General features: G+C 72.3%; 12 protein-coding genes. 5 read left to right on the top strand and 7 right to left on the bottom strand.

Annotation, left to right across the window (positions count from 1 at the left end; translation table 11 throughout):
• Positions 1-16: 16 nt before the first annotated feature.
• The gene (locus ACGWYJ_RS30855) at positions 17-1204 is read right to left on the bottom strand and encodes an LLM class flavin-dependent oxidoreductase (RefSeq protein WP_395109965.1); all 1188 of its coding nucleotides are present in this window, start codon (positions 1202-1204) and stop codon (positions 17-19) included.
• Between the two features lie 220 nt (positions 1205-1424).
• Between ACGWYJ_RS30855 and ACGWYJ_RS30850 the strand changes: the two genes are divergently transcribed.
• Entirely contained in the window at positions 1425-3134 is a 1710-nt protein-coding gene (locus tag ACGWYJ_RS30850; RefSeq protein WP_395109964.1) for a thiamine pyrophosphate-requiring protein, read from the top strand.
• Positions 3135-3148: 14 nt separating this feature from the next.
• Here ACGWYJ_RS30850 and ACGWYJ_RS30845 read toward each other — a convergent pair whose 3' ends face one another.
• A complete protein-coding gene (locus ACGWYJ_RS30845) occupies positions 3149-4066 on the bottom strand; it encodes a LysR family transcriptional regulator (RefSeq protein ID WP_395109963.1) in 918 nt (305 codons plus the stop codon).
• A 139-nt stretch (positions 4067-4205) separates the two neighbouring features.
• On the opposite strand from ACGWYJ_RS30845, the gene ACGWYJ_RS30840 reads away from it, so the two are divergent.
• The 4 genes from ACGWYJ_RS30840 (at position 4206) to ACGWYJ_RS30825 (ending at position 12284) form a co-directional block, all read left to right on the top strand.
• The gene (locus ACGWYJ_RS30840; protein WP_395109962.1) at positions 4206-7445 is read left to right on the top strand and encodes an ATP-dependent helicase; all 3240 of its coding nucleotides are present in this window, start codon (positions 4206-4208) and stop codon (positions 7443-7445) included.
• Positions 7446-7564: 119 nt separating this feature from the next.
• Positions 7565-10918, top strand: a complete 3354-nt coding sequence (locus ACGWYJ_RS30835) for an ATP-dependent helicase (protein WP_395109961.1) — start codon at positions 7565-7567, stop codon at positions 10916-10918.
• 169 nt (positions 10919-11087) lie between these two features.
• The gene (locus ACGWYJ_RS30830; protein WP_395109960.1) at positions 11088-11924 is read left to right on the top strand and encodes a class I SAM-dependent methyltransferase; all 837 of its coding nucleotides are present in this window, start codon (positions 11088-11090) and stop codon (positions 11922-11924) included.
• A 54-nt stretch (positions 11925-11978) separates the two neighbouring features.
• Positions 11979-12284, top strand: a complete 306-nt coding sequence (locus tag ACGWYJ_RS30825) for a hypothetical protein (protein WP_395109959.1) — start codon at positions 11979-11981, stop codon at positions 12282-12284.
• Here the strand turns inward: ACGWYJ_RS30825 and ACGWYJ_RS30820 are convergent.
• The 5 genes from ACGWYJ_RS30820 to ACGWYJ_RS30800 form a co-directional block, all read right to left on the bottom strand.
• Positions 12281-13867 (bottom strand): AMP-binding protein, encoded by a 1587-nt coding sequence (locus ACGWYJ_RS30820; RefSeq protein ID WP_395109958.1) that lies wholly within the window; start codon positions 13865-13867, stop codon positions 12281-12283. The two genes, ACGWYJ_RS30825 and ACGWYJ_RS30820, sit on opposite strands and share 4 nt — an antisense overlap.
• Positions 13868-13941: 74 nt before the next feature.
• Positions 13942-15036 carry a type III PLP-dependent enzyme gene (locus ACGWYJ_RS30815; protein ID WP_395109957.1) on the bottom strand — a complete coding sequence of 365 codons (1095 nt, stop codon included), beginning with the start codon at positions 15034-15036 and terminating at the stop codon, positions 13942-13944.
• Positions 15033-16655 (bottom strand): IucA/IucC family protein, encoded by a 1623-nt coding sequence (locus tag ACGWYJ_RS30810; RefSeq protein WP_395109956.1) that lies wholly within the window; start codon positions 16653-16655, stop codon positions 15033-15035. Before ACGWYJ_RS30810 ends, ACGWYJ_RS30815 begins: the two co-directional genes overlap by 4 nt.
• Positions 16646-18166, bottom strand: coding sequence for an IucA/IucC family protein (locus tag ACGWYJ_RS30805; RefSeq protein WP_395109955.1), 1521 nt, complete (start codon positions 18164-18166; stop codon positions 16646-16648). Before ACGWYJ_RS30805 ends, ACGWYJ_RS30810 begins: the two co-directional genes overlap by 10 nt.
• Positions 18163-19374 carry an acetyl-CoA carboxylase biotin carboxylase subunit family protein gene (locus ACGWYJ_RS30800; protein WP_395109954.1) on the bottom strand — a complete coding sequence of 404 codons (1212 nt, stop codon included), beginning with the start codon at positions 19372-19374 and terminating at the stop codon, positions 18163-18165. Before ACGWYJ_RS30800 ends, ACGWYJ_RS30805 begins: the two co-directional genes overlap by 4 nt.
• Positions 19375-19427 lie beyond the last annotated feature (53 nt).

Here is a 19427-nt window from a genome sequence, read left to right as displayed (position 1 = left end):
GGACCTCCGCCTCGGCTCATCGCAGCGATTCGGGGATCGCGGGCTCGTACTCGTGCAGGGCGGGGAGCACGTCCCGCGCGAACCGGCGGATCTGCTCCTGGAACATCTCGCCCGGCATCGACCCGCGGTTCAGGTTGACCAGGACCTTGCCGGCGCCTGCCTGCCGTGCCTGGTCGAGGATGCGGTCGCGGACCTCGTCGGGCGACCCCCACGCCCAGTTCGCGGCCTGGCGTTCGATGTCGGCCATGGTCTGGTCGCGATAGTCGGACTTGGCGCGGCGCGCGGCGGGCAGGTTCTCCGGGCGGACGTAGTCGAGCGAGCTCGCGCTGACGTAGCCGGTCCTGCGTTGCGCGCCGACCTCGGTCTCGTTGCCGTGGCTGAACAGGGTGCGGTTGAAGTAGAGCAGGTGCGGCCCGGCCTCCCGTACGGCCTGGTCCTTGTCGTCGGCGACGTACGCGTCGACGTTCAGGTGCACGTGGTCGGGTGTCAGCGTGTGCCCGGCCGCGCGCAGGCAGGACGCGTAGTAGCGCAGGACGTCGTCACGCAGCCCCGGATGCCCCAGGCCGGGTGTGATGGCGACGTTGTTGCGGCCCGCCCATTCGATGGTCTCCTTGCTGCTGGTGACCGGCACCCAGGTCGGCGGGTGCGGCTGCTGGACGGGACGGGGCCAGATCGCCACGTCGCTGTAGGACCAGAACCGGCCCTTGTAGGTGGTCACCTCGTCCGTCCACAGGGCGCGCACGATCTCGTACGCCTCCTCGAAGCGCGCCCGCGACTCGGCCATCGGCACGCCGTAGACGGTGTGCTCGCGCGGGATGCCGCGGGCGAACCCGGCCACGACCCGGCCGCCGGACATGCAGTCGAGCATGGCCAGTTCCTCGGCGACGCGCAGCGGCTCGTGCAGCGGCAGCAGGTTGGCGTAAATGTGCAGCCGCAGCCGCCGGGTGCGCTGGGACGCGGCGGCGGCGAGCAGGTTCGGCGAATTCATCAGGCCGTAGGGGGAGGTGTGGTGCTCGTTGAAGCCGACGCCGTCATATCCCAGTTCGTCGAGCAGTTCCCAAGCGCGCAGATGGTCGGCGTAGGTGCGGACCGCCGTGTCGGGGTCGAAGTGCCGCCGTTCCAGCGGCCAGGGCAGTTCGCCGTCCTCGGCCAGGTGGTCGACGCGGGCGGCGTAGGGCATGAGATCGAAGACGACGACTTCCATGAAGCTCCATTCGGCCGACGTTTCCCTGGATTCGGAGGAAGGGAGCGTAGGGGAGTGGAGGGGGCGGAAAAGCGTGGTCCACTGATATTTCAACTACTTTACGATCACGGTAACCCGCACCATTCATGGCGACAAATAATTGTTCGTGCATCACTGATGACTCAAAGTCATCAGTGGCGCCTCCCTGGGCATGGGGTCCCCGCCGCGCTATGAAAGGCACATGATCCATGAGAGTGAGACGGCACCCCCCGCCGCATCGGAGCTGGTCGCGACCCTGGCCGATGAGGGCGTCACCCATCTGTTCATCAACCCGGGAACGGACACCGCGCCCGTCCAGGAGGCCCTCGCCGCGGCGCGCGTGGCGGGCACCCCGCACCCCCGCTCGATCCTGTGCACGCATGAGTTCATCGCGCTGTCGGCCGCCATGGGGCACTACTTCGCCACGGGAGAGCCGCAGGCCGTGATGGTGCACGTCGACGCCGGGACGCTGAACCTCGGGGGCGCGATCCACAACGCCCAGCGCAACCGGCTGCCCGTGGTGGTGTTCGCCGGCCGCACGCCGTACAGCACGTCCCCTGACGTGCCCGGCCACCGGGACACCTTCATCCACTGGCCGCAGGAGCAGCCGGACCAGCAGGGCGTGATGCGCGGGTTCGTCAAGTGGACGATGGAGGTGCCGCGCGGCCGTGAGCTCGGCACGATCGTGCGCCGCGCGTACCAGGTGGCACGTTCCAGCCCCACCGGCCCCGCGTACGTGACGCTGCCGCGCGAGGCGCTGATGGAGCCGGGTTCGTGGCCACCGGCGGCCCGCCTGCTGACGCCGCGTCCCGCCGCGCCCGATCCCTCCGGCCTGGCCGACCTCGCGGCGATCCTGGCGGACGCGCGCCGCCCGGTCATCGTGACCGCGCGGACGGGGGCCAACCCGGCCGCCGTCGACGCGCTCGTGAAGGTGGCCGAGCTGCTGGGCGCGCCGGTCATCGACCAGAAGCACCGGCTCAACTTCCCGCCGCGGCACCGGCTGTACGCGGGCGCGGACACCACGCCGCTGCGCACGGCCGACGCCGTCCTCCTGCTCGACACCGAGGTGCCCTGGGTGCCCGCGCTCGAAGGGCCGCCCGCCGACGCGGCCATCGTGCAGATCGACATCGACTGCGTGAAGGCGACGATGCCCACCTGGACCTATCCGGTGGACGTCGCCCTCAACGCCGACACCGCGCTCGCGCTTCCTCTGCTGGAGGAGGAGCTGCGCGGCCTGGCCACACCCGAACGTGAAGCCCGCTGGGCGTCCCGCCGCGAGGAGGCCGCCGCGGCGATGGCCGAGCTGCACCTGGCGTGGGAGGCGCTCGGCGGCTCCTCCGAACCCCACGCGGCGGCCGACGCGATGCTGCACGCGCTGAACAAGGCGCTGCCGCCGGAGGCGGTCGTGCTGGAGGAGGCCGTCACCAACAAGCCCGCGGTGGCCCGGCAGATCGTCCGGGAACCCGGGCAGCACTTCGAGACGGGCTCACCGGCGCTCGGCTGGGGCGTGGGCGGCGCGCTCGGCGTCAAGCTGGGACGTCCCGACGCGCCCGTGGTGACGATCACGGGGGACGGGTCGTTCAACTTCGGCGTGCCGACGGCGGCGCTGTGGACCGCGCACAACGCGGGCGCGCCGTTCGTCTCGGTGATCCTGAACAACCAGGAGTACCGGGCGTCCCGGCTTCCGGTGCAGGCCCTGTTCCCGGGCGGCAGCGCGGTCGAGGGCCGCGACTTCCCCGAGACCGTGCTGTCGCCCGCGCCGGACTACGCGCGGCTCGCCGAGGCGTTCGGCGGTCACGGCGAGGTCGTGGAACGTCCCGACGACCTGCCCGCCGCGCTGGGCCGCGCCCTGGAGACCCAGGCGGACGGGCGCTGCGCCATCGTCGACGCGCGTCTCCCGTCGGGAGGCTGACCTCCGGCCCGGCCTCAGCAGGCGCCCGGCCCGCCCTCGCCGAGGCCGGGCGCCTGTTCCGCGTGCCAGGGACGGGTGCGCAGGAAGCCGTCCAGCAGCGGCCCGGGGTCGCCGCGCCAGGCCGCGGCGAGCCTGAACCGCGGCTCCGGGTCGCGCAGCGGACGGTAGACGACCCCCGCGCGGGCCATCACCCGCGTGGACGCCGGCACGAACGCGATCCCTACGCCGGAGGCCGCCAGCCCCACGGCCACCAGCGTGGTGGTCACGCCATGCTCGACGCGCGGGTCGAAACCCGCCTCGCGGCACAGCGTCACGTAGTAGTCGTGCAGCTCGGGCTCCTGCGAGCGGGGAATCATCACCAGCGGCTCGTCCTTCAGCGCGGTCAGCGGCACCTCGGGGAGCGACGCCAGCGGGTGCTCGGCCGGGATCGCGGCGACCACCGGCTCCTCGTACACGGTCTCGTGGCGCAGGTCGCCGGACTCGAACGGTATCCGCGCGAAGGCGATGTGCAGCTTTCCGGTCAGCACGCCGTCGATGGCGGCGCGGTTGGTCAGCTCGCGCACCACCAGCCGCACGTCGGGGCATTTCTCCCGGTACGCACGCAGGGCCGGGGGCAGGACGCTGTTGAGCGCCGGAGGGATGAACCCGATCACCAGCTCGCCGCCCTCGCCGCGTCCCATCGCCCGCATCCGTCCGGCCGCCCGTTCGGCGCGGGCGAGCACGTCCAGGGAGTCGGCGAGGAAGGCGATGCCCGCGTCGGTGAGCCGCACCCGGCGCTTGGTGCGTTCCAGCAGCAGGACGCCCAGTTCCTTCTCCAGGGCCGAGATCTGCTTGCTCAGAGCGGGCTGGACGACGTGCAGCCGCTCCGCGGCCCGCCCGAAGTGCAGTTCCTCGGCGACCGCGACGAAGTACCTGAGATGCCTCAGTTCCACGCGCCGATTGTGCTCCGCGGACCCGGGCCCGCCAACGCCGCAACCGTCAGCCGGAAAACCGCAGGTGCCGGCGGTCTCATCCGCGACATGCGGCCGATGTGGTCAGAGGAGCCCCGGTGATCTGCTGCAATGAACTGTTGTGCCACAAGCCTCCTACCGTCTCGTGCGCCGCGCGGGTCCCGCGCGGGCCGTCCCGCCGGTGCTCGACGAGCGGCAGCGGCGGGTGGTCGAGCATGCGGGCGGGCCGATGCTGGTGCTGGCCGGGCCGGGGACGGGCAAGACGACCACCATCGTGGAGGCCGTCGTCGACCGCATCGAGAACCGCGGCACCGATCCCGAGCGGGTGCTGGTCCTCACCTTCAGCCGGAAGGCGGCGGGCGAGCTCAGGGAAAGGATCACCGGGAGGCTGCGCCGCACGACGCGCACGCCGCTGGCCCTGACCTTCCACAGCTACGCATACGCGCTGCTGCGCCGCAGCGCGGTGATGAACGGGGAGGACCCGCCGCGCCTGCTGTCCGGCCCCGAGCAACTGCTGGAGGTGCGCCGGTTGCTCGAAGGCGAGCTCGCCGACGGGGCTCGCGACTGGCCCGAACACCTGCGGGCCGCTCTGGGGACGCGCGGGTTCGCCGAAGAACTGCGCGACTTCACTCTGCGAGCCTCCGAACGCGGTTTCCTGCCCGAAGATCTGGTGGCGGCGGGCCGCGCCCGCGGGCGGGACGGCTGGACGGCCATCGGCCGGTTCATGGACCGGTACACGGCGCGGTTCGCGGTGGACCCCGTGCAGACCTACGACTACACCGAGCTGATCCACACCGCGACGTGGCTGCTGGAGGAGGACGAGGACGTCCTCGACCGCGAGCGGGGCGCCTACGACGTGGTGTTCGTCGACGAGTACCAGGACACCGACCCCGCCCAGGAGGCGCTGCTGCGGCGCCTCGCGGGGGACGGGCGCGACCTGGTGGTCGTGGGCGACCCCGACCAGTCCATCTACGGGTTCCGCGGCGCGGACGTGCGCGGGATCCTGGAGTTCCCGCAGCGCTTCCGGACGATCCACGGCGACCCCGCGCCGGTGGTGGCGCTGCGCGACTGCCGCCGCATGGGCCCGGAGATCCTCGGCGCGTCCCGGCGGATCGCGCGGCGGCTGCCCGCCGGCGTGGCGTCGGCCGAGCACCGCGCCCTGCGTCCCGTCGAACGTCCCGAGAGCGACGGCGTGGGCGACGAGGTGAGGGCGGTCATCGCGGACTCCGAGAGCCAGGAGTCGGCGCTGGTGGCCGACGAGCTGCGCCGCGCCCACCTGCTGGACGGGGTGCCGTGGTCGCGGATGGCGGTGCTGGTGCGCAGCGCCGTCCGGCAGGTCCCCGCGCTGCGGCGCGCGCTCGCGCAGGCGGGCGTGCCGGTGGTCGTGGCGGGGGACGAGGTGCCGCTGATCGCCGAGCCCGCGGTGCGCCCCATCCTGACCCTGCTGCGCGCCGCGCTGAAGAAGGGGTTCCTGGACGAGGTCGTCGCCGAGGACCTGATGACCGGTCCGCTGGGCGGCGCGGACGCGCTGGGCATGCGGCGGCTCAAGCGCGCGCTGCGCGACCTTGAGGACCTGTCCGGAGGACACCGTCCGCTGAACGAGCTGCTGGTCGCGGCGATCGAGGACCCGCGCGAGCTGATCCCCGTCCACGAGAAGGTGCGGGCGCCCGCCGAGCGGATCGCGGCGCTGGTCAAGCTGGCCCGCGACACCACGAGCCAGGGCGGCACCGCCGAGGACGTGCTGTGGGCGGTGTGGCGCGAGAGCGGCCTGGCCGACACGCTGCTGGAGCAGAGCGTCAAGGGCGGGACGCGCGGCGCCGCGGCCGACCGCGACCTGGACGCGGTGGTCGCGCTGTTCGAGCACGCCGCGCGCTTCGTCGACCGGGTGCCGCAGGCGGGACCCGAGCTGTTCGTCGACAACATCGCCGCGCAGGAGATCGCCGGTGACACCCTCGCCGAGCAGGCGCCGCAGGGCGAGGCGGTGCGCATCCTGACCGCGCACCGCTCCAAGGGCCTGGAATGGGACGTCGTGGTGGTCGCGGGCGTCCAGGAGGGCGTCTGGCCCGACCTGCGGCTGCGCGGGTCGCTGCTGGGCGTCGAGGAGCTCGTCGAGCTGGCGGCGGGCAGTGAGCTGGAACGCGAGGCGGGCGACCACGCGCTGACGCGCGGCGGTGGACGGGACGGCGGCGGGACGGCCGCGGCGGCGGGCGCGTCGATGGCCGCGAAGATGATGGACGAGGAACGGCGGCTCTTCTACGTCGCGGTCACCCGGGCGCGGCACCGGCTGGTGGTCACGGCGGTCGGCGGCGACGACGCGGAGGAACGCCCGTCCCGGTTCCTGAACGAGCTGCTGCCCGGCGCGATCGAACGCTCCCAGCTCGACGAGAAGACCCGCTGGCTGTCGCTGCCCGCGCTGGTCGCCGACCTGCGCTCGGTGGTGGGCGACCCGGCCCGTCCCGAGCCGCTGCGGCGCGCCGCCGCCGGTCACCTGGCGCGGCTCGCGCGGGCGGGGGTGCGCGGCGCCCGTCCCGAGAACTGGTACGCCATCACCGCGCTGTCCGACCCCGGGCCGGCGTTCGACGAGGACGAGCAGATCACCGTCTCCCCGTCCCAGGTGGAGACGTTCACCACCTGCGGTCTGCGCTGGCTGCTGGCCTCGGCGGTGGGCGCGCGGGAGGGCGGGCCGGACGAGTTCAGCACCATGGGCAAGGTGATCCACGCGGTCGCGGAGCTGGCGGGCGCCGACGACGGCGTGACCGAGGTCGACCTGGCGCGGCGGCTCGACGACATCTGGAACGACCTGGAGTTCCGCAGTTCCTGGTATTCCGACAAGCAGCGGCGGCAGGCCGCCGAGATGGTCGACAAGTTCCTGGACTGGCACCGCGGCAACCCCAACGAGGTCGTCGCGCTGGAGGAGTCGTTCAAGGTCGACCTGGGCCGGATCGTCATCAAGGGCCGGATCGACCGGGCCGAGCGGGACGAGGACGGCCGCGCGGTCATCATCGACATCAAGACCGGGTCCGCCGCCGTCCCGAAGGAGGACCTGGCCCGGCACCCGCAGCTCGGCGTGTACCAGTACGCGGTGATGCTCGGCGCGTTCGAGCGGCACGGGCTGATCGAGCCGGGCGGCGCCAAGCTCGTCCAGGTCGGCAAGGCGTCGTTCACCGCGAAGGCGCGCGAGCAGGAGCAGCCGCCGCCGGGGGAGGACCCCGACCCCGAGTGGCCGAAGAAGCTCGTCGAGCTCGTCGCGACGGGCATGGCCGGGGACGTCTTCCAGGCCCGCGCCAACGACAAGTGCCGCACCTGCCCGGTCCGGTCCTGCTGCCCGGTGCACGAGGAGGGCGGCCAGGTCGGCCCGTAAGCCACCGGAAGGCCGTTGTGACGAGCCGGAGACGCCCGGGAGCGGCTGGGAGTCGCTGGGAAGGCGTCGGCGCGGCATGAGACCCTCGTAAGTCGTCGCGGCGTGAGGGGGGAGAGCGGGTGATCACTCCGGCGGAGCTGGCCCGGCTGCTGGAGATTCCCGAGCCGACCGACGAGCAGGCCCGGGTCATCGAGGCGCCGATGGCGCCGATGGCCGTCATCGCGGGCGCGGGCTCGGGCAAGAGCGAGACGATGGCGGCGCGGGTGGTGTGGCTGGTCGCCAACGGGTTCGTGCGCCCCGAACGCGTCCTCGGGCTCACCTTCACCCGCAAGGCCGCGGCCGAGCTGGGCACCCGTGTGCGCAGGCGCCTGGACAGGCTGCGGGAGGTGCTGCCCGCCGACGAGCTGGCGCGGCTCGGCGGCGAGTCGCTGTTCGACGGCGAGCCGGTGGTGTCGACGTACCACTCGTACGCGGCGCGGCTGTTCGGCGACCACGCGCTGCGCGAGGCGCTGGAGCCGACCACGCGGCTGATCTCCCCGGCGGTGGCGTGGCAGATCTGCTCCCGCGCGGTGGACGCCTACGACGGGCCCATGGACAAGATCGAATGGCAGCCCGACACGGTCACCAAGGCGGTGATGGAGCTGTCCGGGGACCTGTCGGAGCACCTGCGCACCGCCGACGACGTCCGCAGGGTCGGGGCCTGGCTGGACGAGCGGTTCGCCGCGTTGCGCAAGCCGCTGAAGCCGCAGAAGGACATCCTGGCCAAGCACGCGGTGCGCGAGCAGCTCATGCCGCTGGTCGAGGCGTACCGGCGCGCCAAGGCCGACCGCGAGGTGATGGACCACGGCGACCAGATGGCGCTCGCCGCGCGCATCGCCTACAAGCACCCCGAGGTCGGCGTCATCGAGCGGTCACGGTTCTCGGTGGTGCTCCTGGACGAGTACCAGGACACCAGCCACGCGCAGCTCGTCCTGCTCAAATCGCTGTTCTCCGGGGGACATCCGGTGACGGCGGTGGGCGACCCCTGCCAGTCCATCTACGGCTGGCGCGGCGCGAGCGCGGGCAACCTGCTGCGGTTCGCGTACGACTTCCCGCTGAACGCGCCCGTGGCGGGGCGGCGTCCGGAACCGGCGCCGGTGGTGCAGCTCAGCCGCAGCTTCCGCAACGGCGAGCACATCCTGGACGCGGCGGCCAGGATCCAGGAGGAGCTGCGGGCGGACACCGCCGCCGTGCCGCGTCTCGTCCCGGGCGCCGGACGCGAGGGACGCGGACGGGTCGAGTGCGCGCTGTTCGAGACCGTCGAGGAGGAGGCGCGGCGGATCGCGGCCCGCGTCGTGGCGCTCATGGCCCCGGACCCGTTCGTCGCCCCGGACGGCGGCGAGTGGACGGGACCCGAGCCGCTGCGGTTCTCCGACATCGCGATCCTGGCCCGCAAGCGCTCCCAGTTCCCGGTGCTGCGGCGCGCCCTGGAGGACGTCGGCGTGCCGGTCGAGGTGGTCGGGCTCGGCGGGCTGCTGACCGTCCCCGAGGTGCAGGACGTGGTCGCCACGCTCCGCGTGATGCACGACCCGACGGCGGGCGCGTCCCTCGCCCGGCTGCTGACCGGGCCGCGCTGGCGGCTCGGCCCCCGCGACCTGGTCGCGCTCGGCCGCCGCGCCCGCGCCCTCGCGCAGGAGGCCGCCCGCGACCTCACGCCTCCCGAAGGCGTGGAACCGGCCGAGGACGAGGCCGCCCCGGCGGAGGACGACCCGCTCCGGCAGCTCGTCGGCGAGCTGAACCAGGAGACGGGCAGCCTCGTCGACGCGCTCGACGACCTCGGCCCGCCCGGCGCGTACTCCCCGGAGGGCTACGGCCGGCTGCGGCGGCTGCGCGACGAGCTGCGGCATCTGCGCGGCCAGGTCGGGCTGCCGCTGCCCGACCTGGTGAACGAGGTGGAACGGGCGCTCGGCCTCGATATCGAGGTCGCCGCCCGCACCGGCCTCGACCCGGTCACCGCGCGTGCCGACCTGGACGCGTTCATCGACGCCGCGTCCACCTTCGCCGGCGACGCGGAGGACCCGACGCTGGGGGCCTTCCTGGCGTACCTGAAGGCGGCCGAGAGCGAGGAGTTCGGGCTGGAGGCCGGGCGGGTCGGCGAGACCGACAGCGTCAAGCTGCTCACCGTGCACGCGTCCAAGGGGCTGGAGTGGCCGGTCGTCATCGTGCCGGGCCTGTCCTCCAGCGCGCGGAAGAACGGCGCCCCGGCCAAGGGGTCGATCTTCCCCTCGCCGCCGCAGAACGCCACCCGCTGGACCGCCAACCCGCGCGTCCTGCCGTTCATGCTGCGCGGCGACCGCGCCGACCTGCCCGCGCTGCGCGGCCTGGAGAAGGACGACCTCGCCGCGTTCGACGCCGCCTGCTCCGAACGCGACCTGAGGGAGGAGCGGCGCCTGGCCTATGTCGCCGTGACGCGGGCGTCCAGCCTGCTCATCGCCACGGGGTACTGGTGGGGCGCCTCGGGGCGCCCGCTGGGCCCGTCCCCGTTCCTCGAGGAGATCCGGCAGGCGTGCCTGGCGGGCGCCGGGACGGTGCCGGCCTGGGCGGAACCGCCCGAGGAGGGCGAGTCCAACCCGCTGCTCGCCGAACCCGACACGTCCGCCTGGCCGCCGGAGCCGGGCGCCGTCGGCGACCGCGCGTCACGGCGGCGGTACGAGGCGGTCGTCGAGGCCGCCCGGATGGTCGAGGACGCGATGCTCGGCCGTGCCCGTCCCTGGGCGGGCAACGCAGGGCTGAGCGACGCCGACCGGCGCCGCATGACCGCCTGGGCGCGGGACGTGGAACTGCTGCTGGCCGAGCGCGACCGCGGCCGCGGCGGCGACGGGACGCTGGTCGAGCTGCCCGCGCACCTGTCGGTGTCGTCGCTGGTGTCGCTCGCCCGCGACCCCGCCGAGCTGGCCCGGCGGATCCGCCGCCCGATGCCGCGCCCGCCCGCCCCGTACGCGCGGCGCGGCACGGCCTTCCACGCCTGGCTGGAGGGCCGCTGGGGGCAGCAGCGGCTGCTGGACCCCGACGAGCTGCCCGGCGCGGCCGACGAGGGCGCCGGGGAGGACGCCGAACTGGACGCGCTGCGGGAGAGCTTCGAGGCGTCCGAGTGGGCGGCGCGCGAACCCGTCGACATCGAGGTCCCGTTCGAGACCGTCATCGGCGACCGCCTCGTCCGGGGCCGGATGGACGCGGTGTTCCGCTCGGCCGACGGGCAGGGGTACGAGGTGGTCGACTGGAAGACCGGCCGCCCGCCGTCCGGCGACGACGCGCGCTTCGCCGCCGTCCAGCTCGCCGCGTACCGGCTGGCCTGGGCCGAGCTGGCGGGCGTCCCGCTCGACCGGGTCAGCGCCGCCTTCCACTACGTCCGCGCCAACCTCACCGTCCGTCCCGCCGACCTCCTGGACGCCGACGGTCTGACGGCTTTGCTGGACGCGATCCCGACCGCGTGAGCGCCACCGCTCGGCGAAAGGGACATACCTGACTCTGGTCACGCTGGGTGCCATCGGGGATGATGCGCGCAACATCTCGCGAGCGGAAGGGCGATCGAGCGAGGCAGGGCCGAACGGGGACAGGTAGGCGGCGCCGGAGGGCGCTCCTGGAGGCGAGCGGAGGTAGAGCGTGGCGGTGGCTCACGACGACGCGGTGGCTCACGACGACGCGGTGGCTCACGACGACGCGGTGGCTCACGATGACAAGGTGGTGCGGGAGTTCTCCAAGCAGGCCGAGGGGTTCGGTGATCCGCGGTTGAACGTGCCGCTCACGCGGCATCTGGGGCGGCTGGTGGACTTCATGGAACCGGAGCTCGACCTGGAGGACGTCGTGCTGGAGGTCGCCGCGGGCACCGCCCTGGTGTCGCGGGCGATCGCACGGCGGGTCCGCCATGTGACGGCGCTGGACCTGACGCCCGCGATGCTGGCGCAGGGCAAGGGCGAGGCCGACCGGGAGGGCATCACCAACATCACCTTCACCCGCGGCGACGCGACCGCCCTGCCCTATCCCGACCGTTCGTTCACGCTGGTCGTGACCCGGTTCTCGCTGCACCAGGTGGCCGATCCCGCCGCGGTCGTCGCCGAGATGGCCCGGGTCGGCCGTCCGGGCGCGGCGATCATCGTCGCGGACCTGGTGCGGCCCGCCGGCGCGGGCGGCACGGACCCGGACCGGATCGAACGGCTGCGCGACCCCTCGCACAACACGATGCTCACCGAGGACGGGATCGGCGCCCTGCTGGAGTCGGCGGACGCGGAGGTGCGGCGGGCCGACCGGTTCGACTACGTCCGCCCGCTGGAGCCGTGGCTGGAGCTGGCGCGGACCGACCCGGAGGCCGCCGCGCAGATCCGCACGGAACTCCAGAAGGAACTGGACGGCGGCCCCGCCACCGGCATGCGCCCGAGCCTGCGGGACGGCGAGCTGCACTTCACCCAGACCTACGCCTTCATCCACGCCTGCGCGTCCTGAGAAGCTTCGCGGACCTCGGCGAACCCGTCGCTCATGTGTTCTAGGGTGTCGAACATGAGTTCAACGGTGCGTGCCATCGGGGGGCGCGAGCCCGCCGCCCTGGCGATGCGGATCGGTGTCGTCGCGGCGGAGGCGGCGCTGGCGACGTTCGCCCGCAACCTCGACCTGGAGGACGTGGAGAGCGGCGAGATCGACTTCCGCGGGGCCATCTCGCCCGCGGAATGGCCGGTGTTCTCGCTGGTCATCGACACGCTCGCGGAGGCCGCCCCAGGCGATGACCGCCCGCTGGACGAGCGCCGTGTCGACGCCCTCAACGACCTGGCCCGCATCTGCTCCGCCGCCAAGGGCCGCGTCGCCTAGCGCTTCACCTTGCCGGTGCTGGTGCGGGGGAGCGCGTCCACGAAATGGACGTCGCGCGGCACCTTGTAGCGGGCCAGGTGCGAGCGGACGTGGTTCTTGAGGTCGTCCTCCGTGACGGTCGCGCCCGGCGCGCGGACGACGTACGCGGCCAGCCGCTGCCCGAACCGCTCGTCCTCGACGCCGCCGACCGACACCTCCGCGACGCCGGGATGCGCGCCCAGCAGGTCCTCGACCTCGCCGGGGAACACGTTCTCGCCGCCCGACACGATCATGTCGTCGGCGCGGCCGTCGACGAACAGCCGGCCCCGCTCGTCGACATGCCCGAGGTCGCCGGTGGCGACCAGGCCGTCCCGGACGGGTCGCGCGCCGCCGCCGGTGTACCCGGCGAAGCGCAGCCCGCCCCCGGTGTAGATCTCGCCGGTCTTCCCGGCCGGCACCTCCTCGCCGTGCTCGTCCAGGATCCTGAGCCGGACCCCCAGCGAGGGCCGCCCCACGGTGCCGGGCCGTTCGCGCAGGTCGCGGGGTGTGGCGATGGTCGCCCACCCGGTCTCGGTGGCTCCGTACACGTTGTGGATCACGTCGCCGAACGCGTCCATGAACGCCTCGCACAGGTGCGGGTGCAGCGCGGACCCGCCGCACACCACGACGCGCAGCGACGTGGGACGCGGCCCGTCCAGGGCGTCGAGGAGGCGCTGGAGCATCACCGGCACCGCGATCAGCGTCTCGGCCCGGAATCGCTCGATCGCCTCCAGGACCCGCTTCGCGTCGAACCGGCGGAGCAGCACCAGCGGCGCGCCCAGGGCGAGTCCCGCCGACAGGTAGGCGAACCCGAGCACATGGAACAGCGGCGGCCCGATCACCATCGGTGCCCCGGACCGCACGGGCACGCGCATCGTGTGGGTGAGCGCGACGGGCAGGATCGTCCCGATCGACAGGTCATGCCGGGCGCCCTTGGGCGTTCCCGTCGTCCCGGACGTCATGAGGATCACTCTGCTGTGCCTCGCGGGCCGCGGCGTCTCCGGTCGGGCCCCGGCGAGTTCGTCGAGCGTCTCGTGCGGGCCGGACCCGTCCCGCCAGGCGTGGACGCGGTGCCCGGTGAAGGACGCCTCGTCCACGACCTGGTCGAACTCCTCGTCGTGGATCAGCAGCGCCAGCTTCTCGCGCTCGGCGACCCGCCCGAGCTGCGGCCCCGAGAAGTCGGTGTTGAGCAGCACCACGTCGTTGCCGAGCCGGGACGCGGCCAGCGCCGCCTCGACGAACCCGCGATGGTTGCGGCACAGCACGCCGATCGTGCCGTCCTCCGCCACCCGGGCGCGCAGGGCGGTGGCCAGGCCCGCGGCGCGTCGTTCCAGTTCCGCGTACGTCAGCGTGCCGCGTTCGTCGATGAGGGCGGTCCGGTTCGGAAAGCGCAGCGCCGCCATCGCCCCGACCGTCGCGGGCACCGGTCCGAACCGCCGGTACACGAACGGCAGCCGCACGGCCCGGTCGGGGCGGACGGGATGCAGCGCACCCACGTCCCGCACGGCCGTGGCGGCGCGACGACCCAGGCCGACCACCGTACGAACGCGATCGAGCAGCGGCACGGCACCCTCTCCTCCGTTCGACCCTCCGGGCTTGAGGTACCCGGTGCTCGCGATGCGATGCACCCTGGGTGGGCTCACTCCAGGTAGTGGAAGTCAGGCCGGGGGTGCATCAGGAAGTCGTGGTGAGAGATGTTCCAGGCGTACGCGCCCGCCATGGCGAAGGCGATGAGGTCGCCTGGGCGCAGGCTCGCGGGGACCGGCACGTCGGCGGCGAAGACGTCTTTGGGTGTGCAGAGCTGCCCGACCAGGGTCGCCGCTCGGTTTTCCCCTGCGCGGGTCAGGACGGTGAAGGGTTGGTCGTGACCCTTCGTCACGGGGGTGCGGAGGTGCTGGGTGCCGCCGCGCAGAACGACGTAGGTCTCGCCGTGCGTGGTCTTCACATCGAGCACGTCGGTCACGTACCAGCCGTGGTAGGCGGTCAGGGCCCGGCCCGGTTCTATGCGGAGTTTCGCGGGCACGTCCGGTAGCCCGGCGGCGTAGGTCTTCCAGTCGAAACGGGTCTCGGGGTCGGTGTAGTCGACCGCCATGCCGCCCCCGAGGTTGATTTCCGGGGACGCGACGTTGTGCGCCTCCAGCCAGGGGATCGCCCAGTCGATGATGTGCCGTGCCAGGTCGAGCATGGCGGTGGCGTCCAGGCCGGAGGCCAGGTGGGTGTGGATGCCGTGCAGGGTGAGGTGGGGACCGCTGCTCGCGATGGTACGGGCGCATGCGGTGAGGGCTTTTTCGTCCATGCCGAAGGCGCCGCGCATTTGGAGGGCGGCACCGGTCGTGGGCAACCTGAGGTTGGCCCGGAGGAGGACGTGGGCGGGGCGACCCTTGGCTGCGAGGCGGGCGAGCTCGTGCGGGCTTTCCACGTGGATGCGCTCGACTCCCAGGTCCAAGGCCAGGGACAGTTCCTCGTCGGTCTTTCCGGGGCCGCCGAAGGCCAGGCGTGCGTTGGGGAGGGTTCGCCGTACGTGAGCCAATTCGCCTCCGGAGGCGACCTCGATGCCGTCCACATGGGGGGCGAGTGCGCGCAGTATGGCCGGGTCGGGGTTGGCTTTGGCGGCGTAGAAGAGTTCCGGCCCGAGGGAGCTTCGGATGGCCGCGACGTGCTCGCGCAGTCCGTTCAGGTCGTACACGTAGGCGGGGAAGCGGGTGAGGTCCCGCATGTAGTCGTGGGGGGTCATCCGCAGACTCCGGCGAAGGGATTGGGCACCGGGACGTAGGTGGCCGTGCGGTCCGCGCTGCGCGACCACCGTGCGCGCAGGTTGGCCTTGGCAGGGAAGGGGACGCCCGCCAGCAGAGCGCGAAGCTGAGGGTGGTCGCCGCAGGATGCGAAGTGGGGACGGGCCGCGGGCCACAGGTCTTGGTCCAGGTCGGGGTGGAGGTCGGCAACGGCGGCGGCTATCTCCGTCAGGTGGTTGACCAGCAGGCAGTACACAACCCGGTTCCAGGCGCGGTTCGGGTCGTAGGTGAGGGACTCGCGGACCCGGGCCGGGAGGTCGGCGATCCGTTCGTGCCAGGCGGGGGTGAGCTTGGTGCCCTCCAAGTCACGGAAGGCCGTTTCCACGGGCATGCCCTCGTCGTCCACCACGACCAGGACGTTCTGCAGATGTGCCTCCAGGACGATGCCGTGTTCCAGATAGGCGCGCAGGGCAGGGCGTGCGACGTGCCGTACATAGGCGTCCCACCAGGCGAGGGCGCCTTCCTGGGTGGCGAGGGCGGGCAGCGTGGCGAGGGTGGTGCCGTACGGGTCGGCGAGGGCGGCGGCCAGGAGCGGGGTTCCGTTGAGAGCGCCCACACCTTGGCGCAGGATTACCCCGAGCCCTTCGTGAAGCCTGCGGTCGGCCAGGGCGACGCTGCGGTACGCGGGTTCGGCCAGGAACGTGCAATCGTCCAGAGCGGCGAAGACGGGCTGGACGAGCTTGTTGAGAGCCACCGCACCGGCCAGTTCGTACCAGGCGTTCTTGCGCACGCAGTTGGTGATGCGGATGTCCAGGCTGAACTTGCAGAACACGTCCGCGTCCGCCACGTAGGCGGTACGCACCGACGATGTGGGGACGACCTCGGGAGCGGCCGGGCCGAGGTCGACGATGAGCCCCGTTCCAAGGGCCTGGCGTAGGGCGGGACGGTCTGTGAGGAGGGCGAGCTGCCAGGGGTGAGCGGGCAAGAGCCGGTATCCGGATGGGGTGTCCGGGCCAAGGCCGTCGAGCCTTGCGAAGGCGGAACCGTCACCCTCCTGGACGAGGACGTCCTCGCGTACCGCGAGCCAACGAGGATGAAACCGCGCCCTGGCCTCTGGCGCGTATCGCATCCATTCGGCGGGGTCGCCTTGGCGGGCCTTGGGCGAGGGATGGAAACGGTGGCCCGACAGCAGGGATTGCTCGGATTCCAGGTAGCGGTCCAACGGGTGCGAGCCGGGATGCGCCGGCTCCACTCGTGCGGTCAGGATCGCGGCCAAGGCGGTGTGACTGTCCCGCACCTGTGTGAGGAACTCCGGGTTCGCCTGCCCGGTGGACAACTCCAGTTCGCCCGCCACAAGGTCGGCCAGGCGATCCCAGCCCGCGGCCATCCATGAGCCGTCACGGTGTTCCTCGAAGGGGGGAACGAGGCGGTACGTGGGCCCGGACGGGGGCCTGGCCAGCCCCGCGCGCAGCGTGACACCGACGCGGGGGAGCCGGACGACGAGGCGCCCGCCGTCCGCCCGTACCTGGTGCTCGGGTGCGCACACCTCGCGGACGAGGCAGTTCAGCAGCGCGGTGGCGGTGGCGTCGTCGGCGGTGAGAGCCGGTCGTGTCAGCAACACGTGTCGTCCCGAAGGTAGTTGGGCCCCGGCGGGCCGTAGTGCTTGTTGATGTCGGCGGATCCGGTGCGCGCCTTGTCGACCAGGGTCCCGGCGGTGACCATCGCCTTGGCCGGCAGCGTTCCGGCGTCCAGGGTGCGTGCGCGCAGGAAGGCGTCACGCGGCCCGAGCGCCGCGTCCAGCCGTTCCCGGATCATCGCCAGGCCGGTCGGCAGCGGCAGCAGTCCCCGCTCGGCCAGCCCGAAGGCGGGCGCGGCGGCGCACAGATGGAGGGTGATGGTGACGAAGACCCGGGCCAGCGCCTCGTGGTCCGGTGTCACCATCCGGGGATCCAGGAACGCCTCGTCGGCGCCTTGGGCGAGCCCGTCCTCGCCGAGGAAGAGCGTTCCGTCGTAGTCCTTGATGAGCAGCTTGAGGTCGTCGCCGTCCAGGACGAGCGACACGTTCTGCTGGTGGGCTTCCAAGGCGATGCCGCGCCGGAAGAGGGCGACGTTCCATGCCAGCAGCGCGTCCAGGTACGCCCCGAAGAGGGTGGGCACGTCCCATTGCTCGATGACGCATCCTCCCTGGGGCGAGGGCGCCAGCAGGCCCGCGACCGGGATGACATGCGCGTCGGCCGTCTCGGGCGGGAATCGCCGTACGAGGTAGGCGAGCCAGGGGGAGTCGGCGTGCCCGTAGGTCTGCTCGTCCGCGAGCAGGATGGGCAGCTTGGGCTCCTCATCCAGGACGCGACGCAGAAGCCGTTCGGCCAGGGCGCCGTCGTGCAACGTACGCGGGACGATCGTCCTCTTGTTGCGAAGTCCCAGCGTGCTTGTGTGCAACGGCACCTTCAGGTGCGTGGACGCATCCACGGCGACGGTGCGCATGGAAAGCGTGGGAGAGACGCTGAGGTACGGCTTGGCGGCGAGTGTCACCCCTGTCATCCCGTCGAGGTGGGGCACGGTCAAGGGATGGACGGGGAAGAGGCCGTCGTCCTGCCACCAGTCGGGCCGTACGCCATGGGCGGTCACCCGATCCGGGGGCACGGTGGCCCAGCGCAGTTGGAAAACGGGCGCGAACTCGGGGGCGTGGTTCCTCAGATCCTCCGCGTCCAAGCCGATCCTGCAGCGTCCCATCGGGTGGACGGGGTGGTCGGTGTAGGCGGCGAGCGTTTCGTAGTAGGTGCCGGGGCCATGGCGCGCCTCGTCCGGAACGCGCGCCATCCGGCGCAAAACCTCATCGAGGGACGCCTCCTGGAGCCGGACGGTTGCCAAGGTCTCTTTGCACTCGCGCTCAAAGGCGGCCACGTTGTCGCTGGGGTCGGCCAGGGATCGGACGGCGGCGAACACATCGTCAAGCCGCAGCCCTTGGGCGGGGTCCACCGACACCTCGGCCATGAACCCATCGCCTCTCCTGAGCCGCACACGCCGCCCTGGCAGGTCGAGCGTGCGTCCCTGGACGAACCGGCGCAGCCCCGCGTAGTCCTCGCGCAGGAGGGCGTCCAGGACTCGCGCGGCGAGTGCGGCCTCGGTCACGAGATCATCCAGGTGTTGGAGGCCCGGAAACGGTCGATCGCCGCCTCCACCTCGGTGGCCGAGGGGCCGATGGCGCGGATCGTTCCGAGGTAGTCGCGATTGGTGCGGGTCAGCGCGATGCGTTCGCCGAGCGGGCGCTGGGGACGGTACGACAAGCGGACGGACCCGTCGGTCAGTTCGACCGCTTCGGGCGCGGTGGTGAGGACACCATCGCGTGTGGCAAGGACGACCTCGGCGATGGCATGGCGTCCCAGGCTTTCGTGCGACGTCTCAAGAGGCGGCAGGCGCTCGCCCATGTGGACGCGGAGAATCCAGTCGAAGAGGGGGATGTTCAGCAGGTCGGCCATGAGGAAGTCGCAGTGGTCTCCGATGAGCCGGTAGTTGACCTCGATCAACCGTGCGCGGCCCTCGTGAACCACGAACTCCGTATGGCACGCCCCAAAACCCACCCCCAGCGCCTTCAGTTGCGAGAGAACCTGGTCGGTCCCAGGGGGAGGCGCGGCCCACTCAAGGCGTTCCTCGATGAAATGCGGCGGAGGCGACACCGTCGTATGGAAGGAGCCGAGCACCCGCAGCTCGTGCCCGTCCCCAAGCGTTTCCAGGGTGTGCAACTCGCCCGGAAGGTACTCCTCGACCACCAGGGGGTCGGAGCGCCGTGACTTGACCTCTTCGCGGCGGGCGGCAAGCTCGGTGGCGTCCCCTACGAGGAAGACGTCCTCGCTGGCCACCCCTTCGCGTGGCTTGAGGACGAGCGGATATGGGGCGTCCTCGGGCACGTCCTCTGCGGGCGAGGAGAAGACAGGGTCGATCCGCTGGAGATAACGCCGCATGAGGGCCTTGTTCTTGGTGCGGGTGGCGGCCTTCCAGTCCTTGCCGGGCAGTCCCAGATAGGACGCGGCGAGTGCGGTGGGAGCTTGGAGGAAGTCGCTGTTGGAGAACAGCGCCGCGGGCTCGCCCGGCAGGTCCGTGACGCGGGCGATGATGTCGCGGAAGTCGGTCACGTCGCAGGGGATCACGGGACCGTCGAACGCCTTCCCGTGCTCCTCCGGCCGGTCGGTCAGCAGCGCGACCGCCAGGCCGCGGGCCGTGGCCAGCCGTCCGGCCGCGGGCAGGAACCCGAAGGTCACCGAGTCGGTGACCTTCCCGGCGACGAGCGCCAGGACGGGAGGGGCCGACGAGGAGAGCACGGAGGGAAGCACGGAGCCCACGGCCACCTTCCTGTAATGAGGTAAGGCTTGCCTAACTCAAGGAAGGCACCATA

Source organism: Actinomadura sp. SCN-SB (assembly GCF_043906805.1).
Lineage (GTDB): Bacteria > Actinomycetota > Actinomycetes > Streptosporangiales > Streptosporangiaceae > Spirillospora.
Note: the sequence above shows the minus strand (reverse complement) of the source record. Positions and strands in the feature narration are given on the sequence as shown.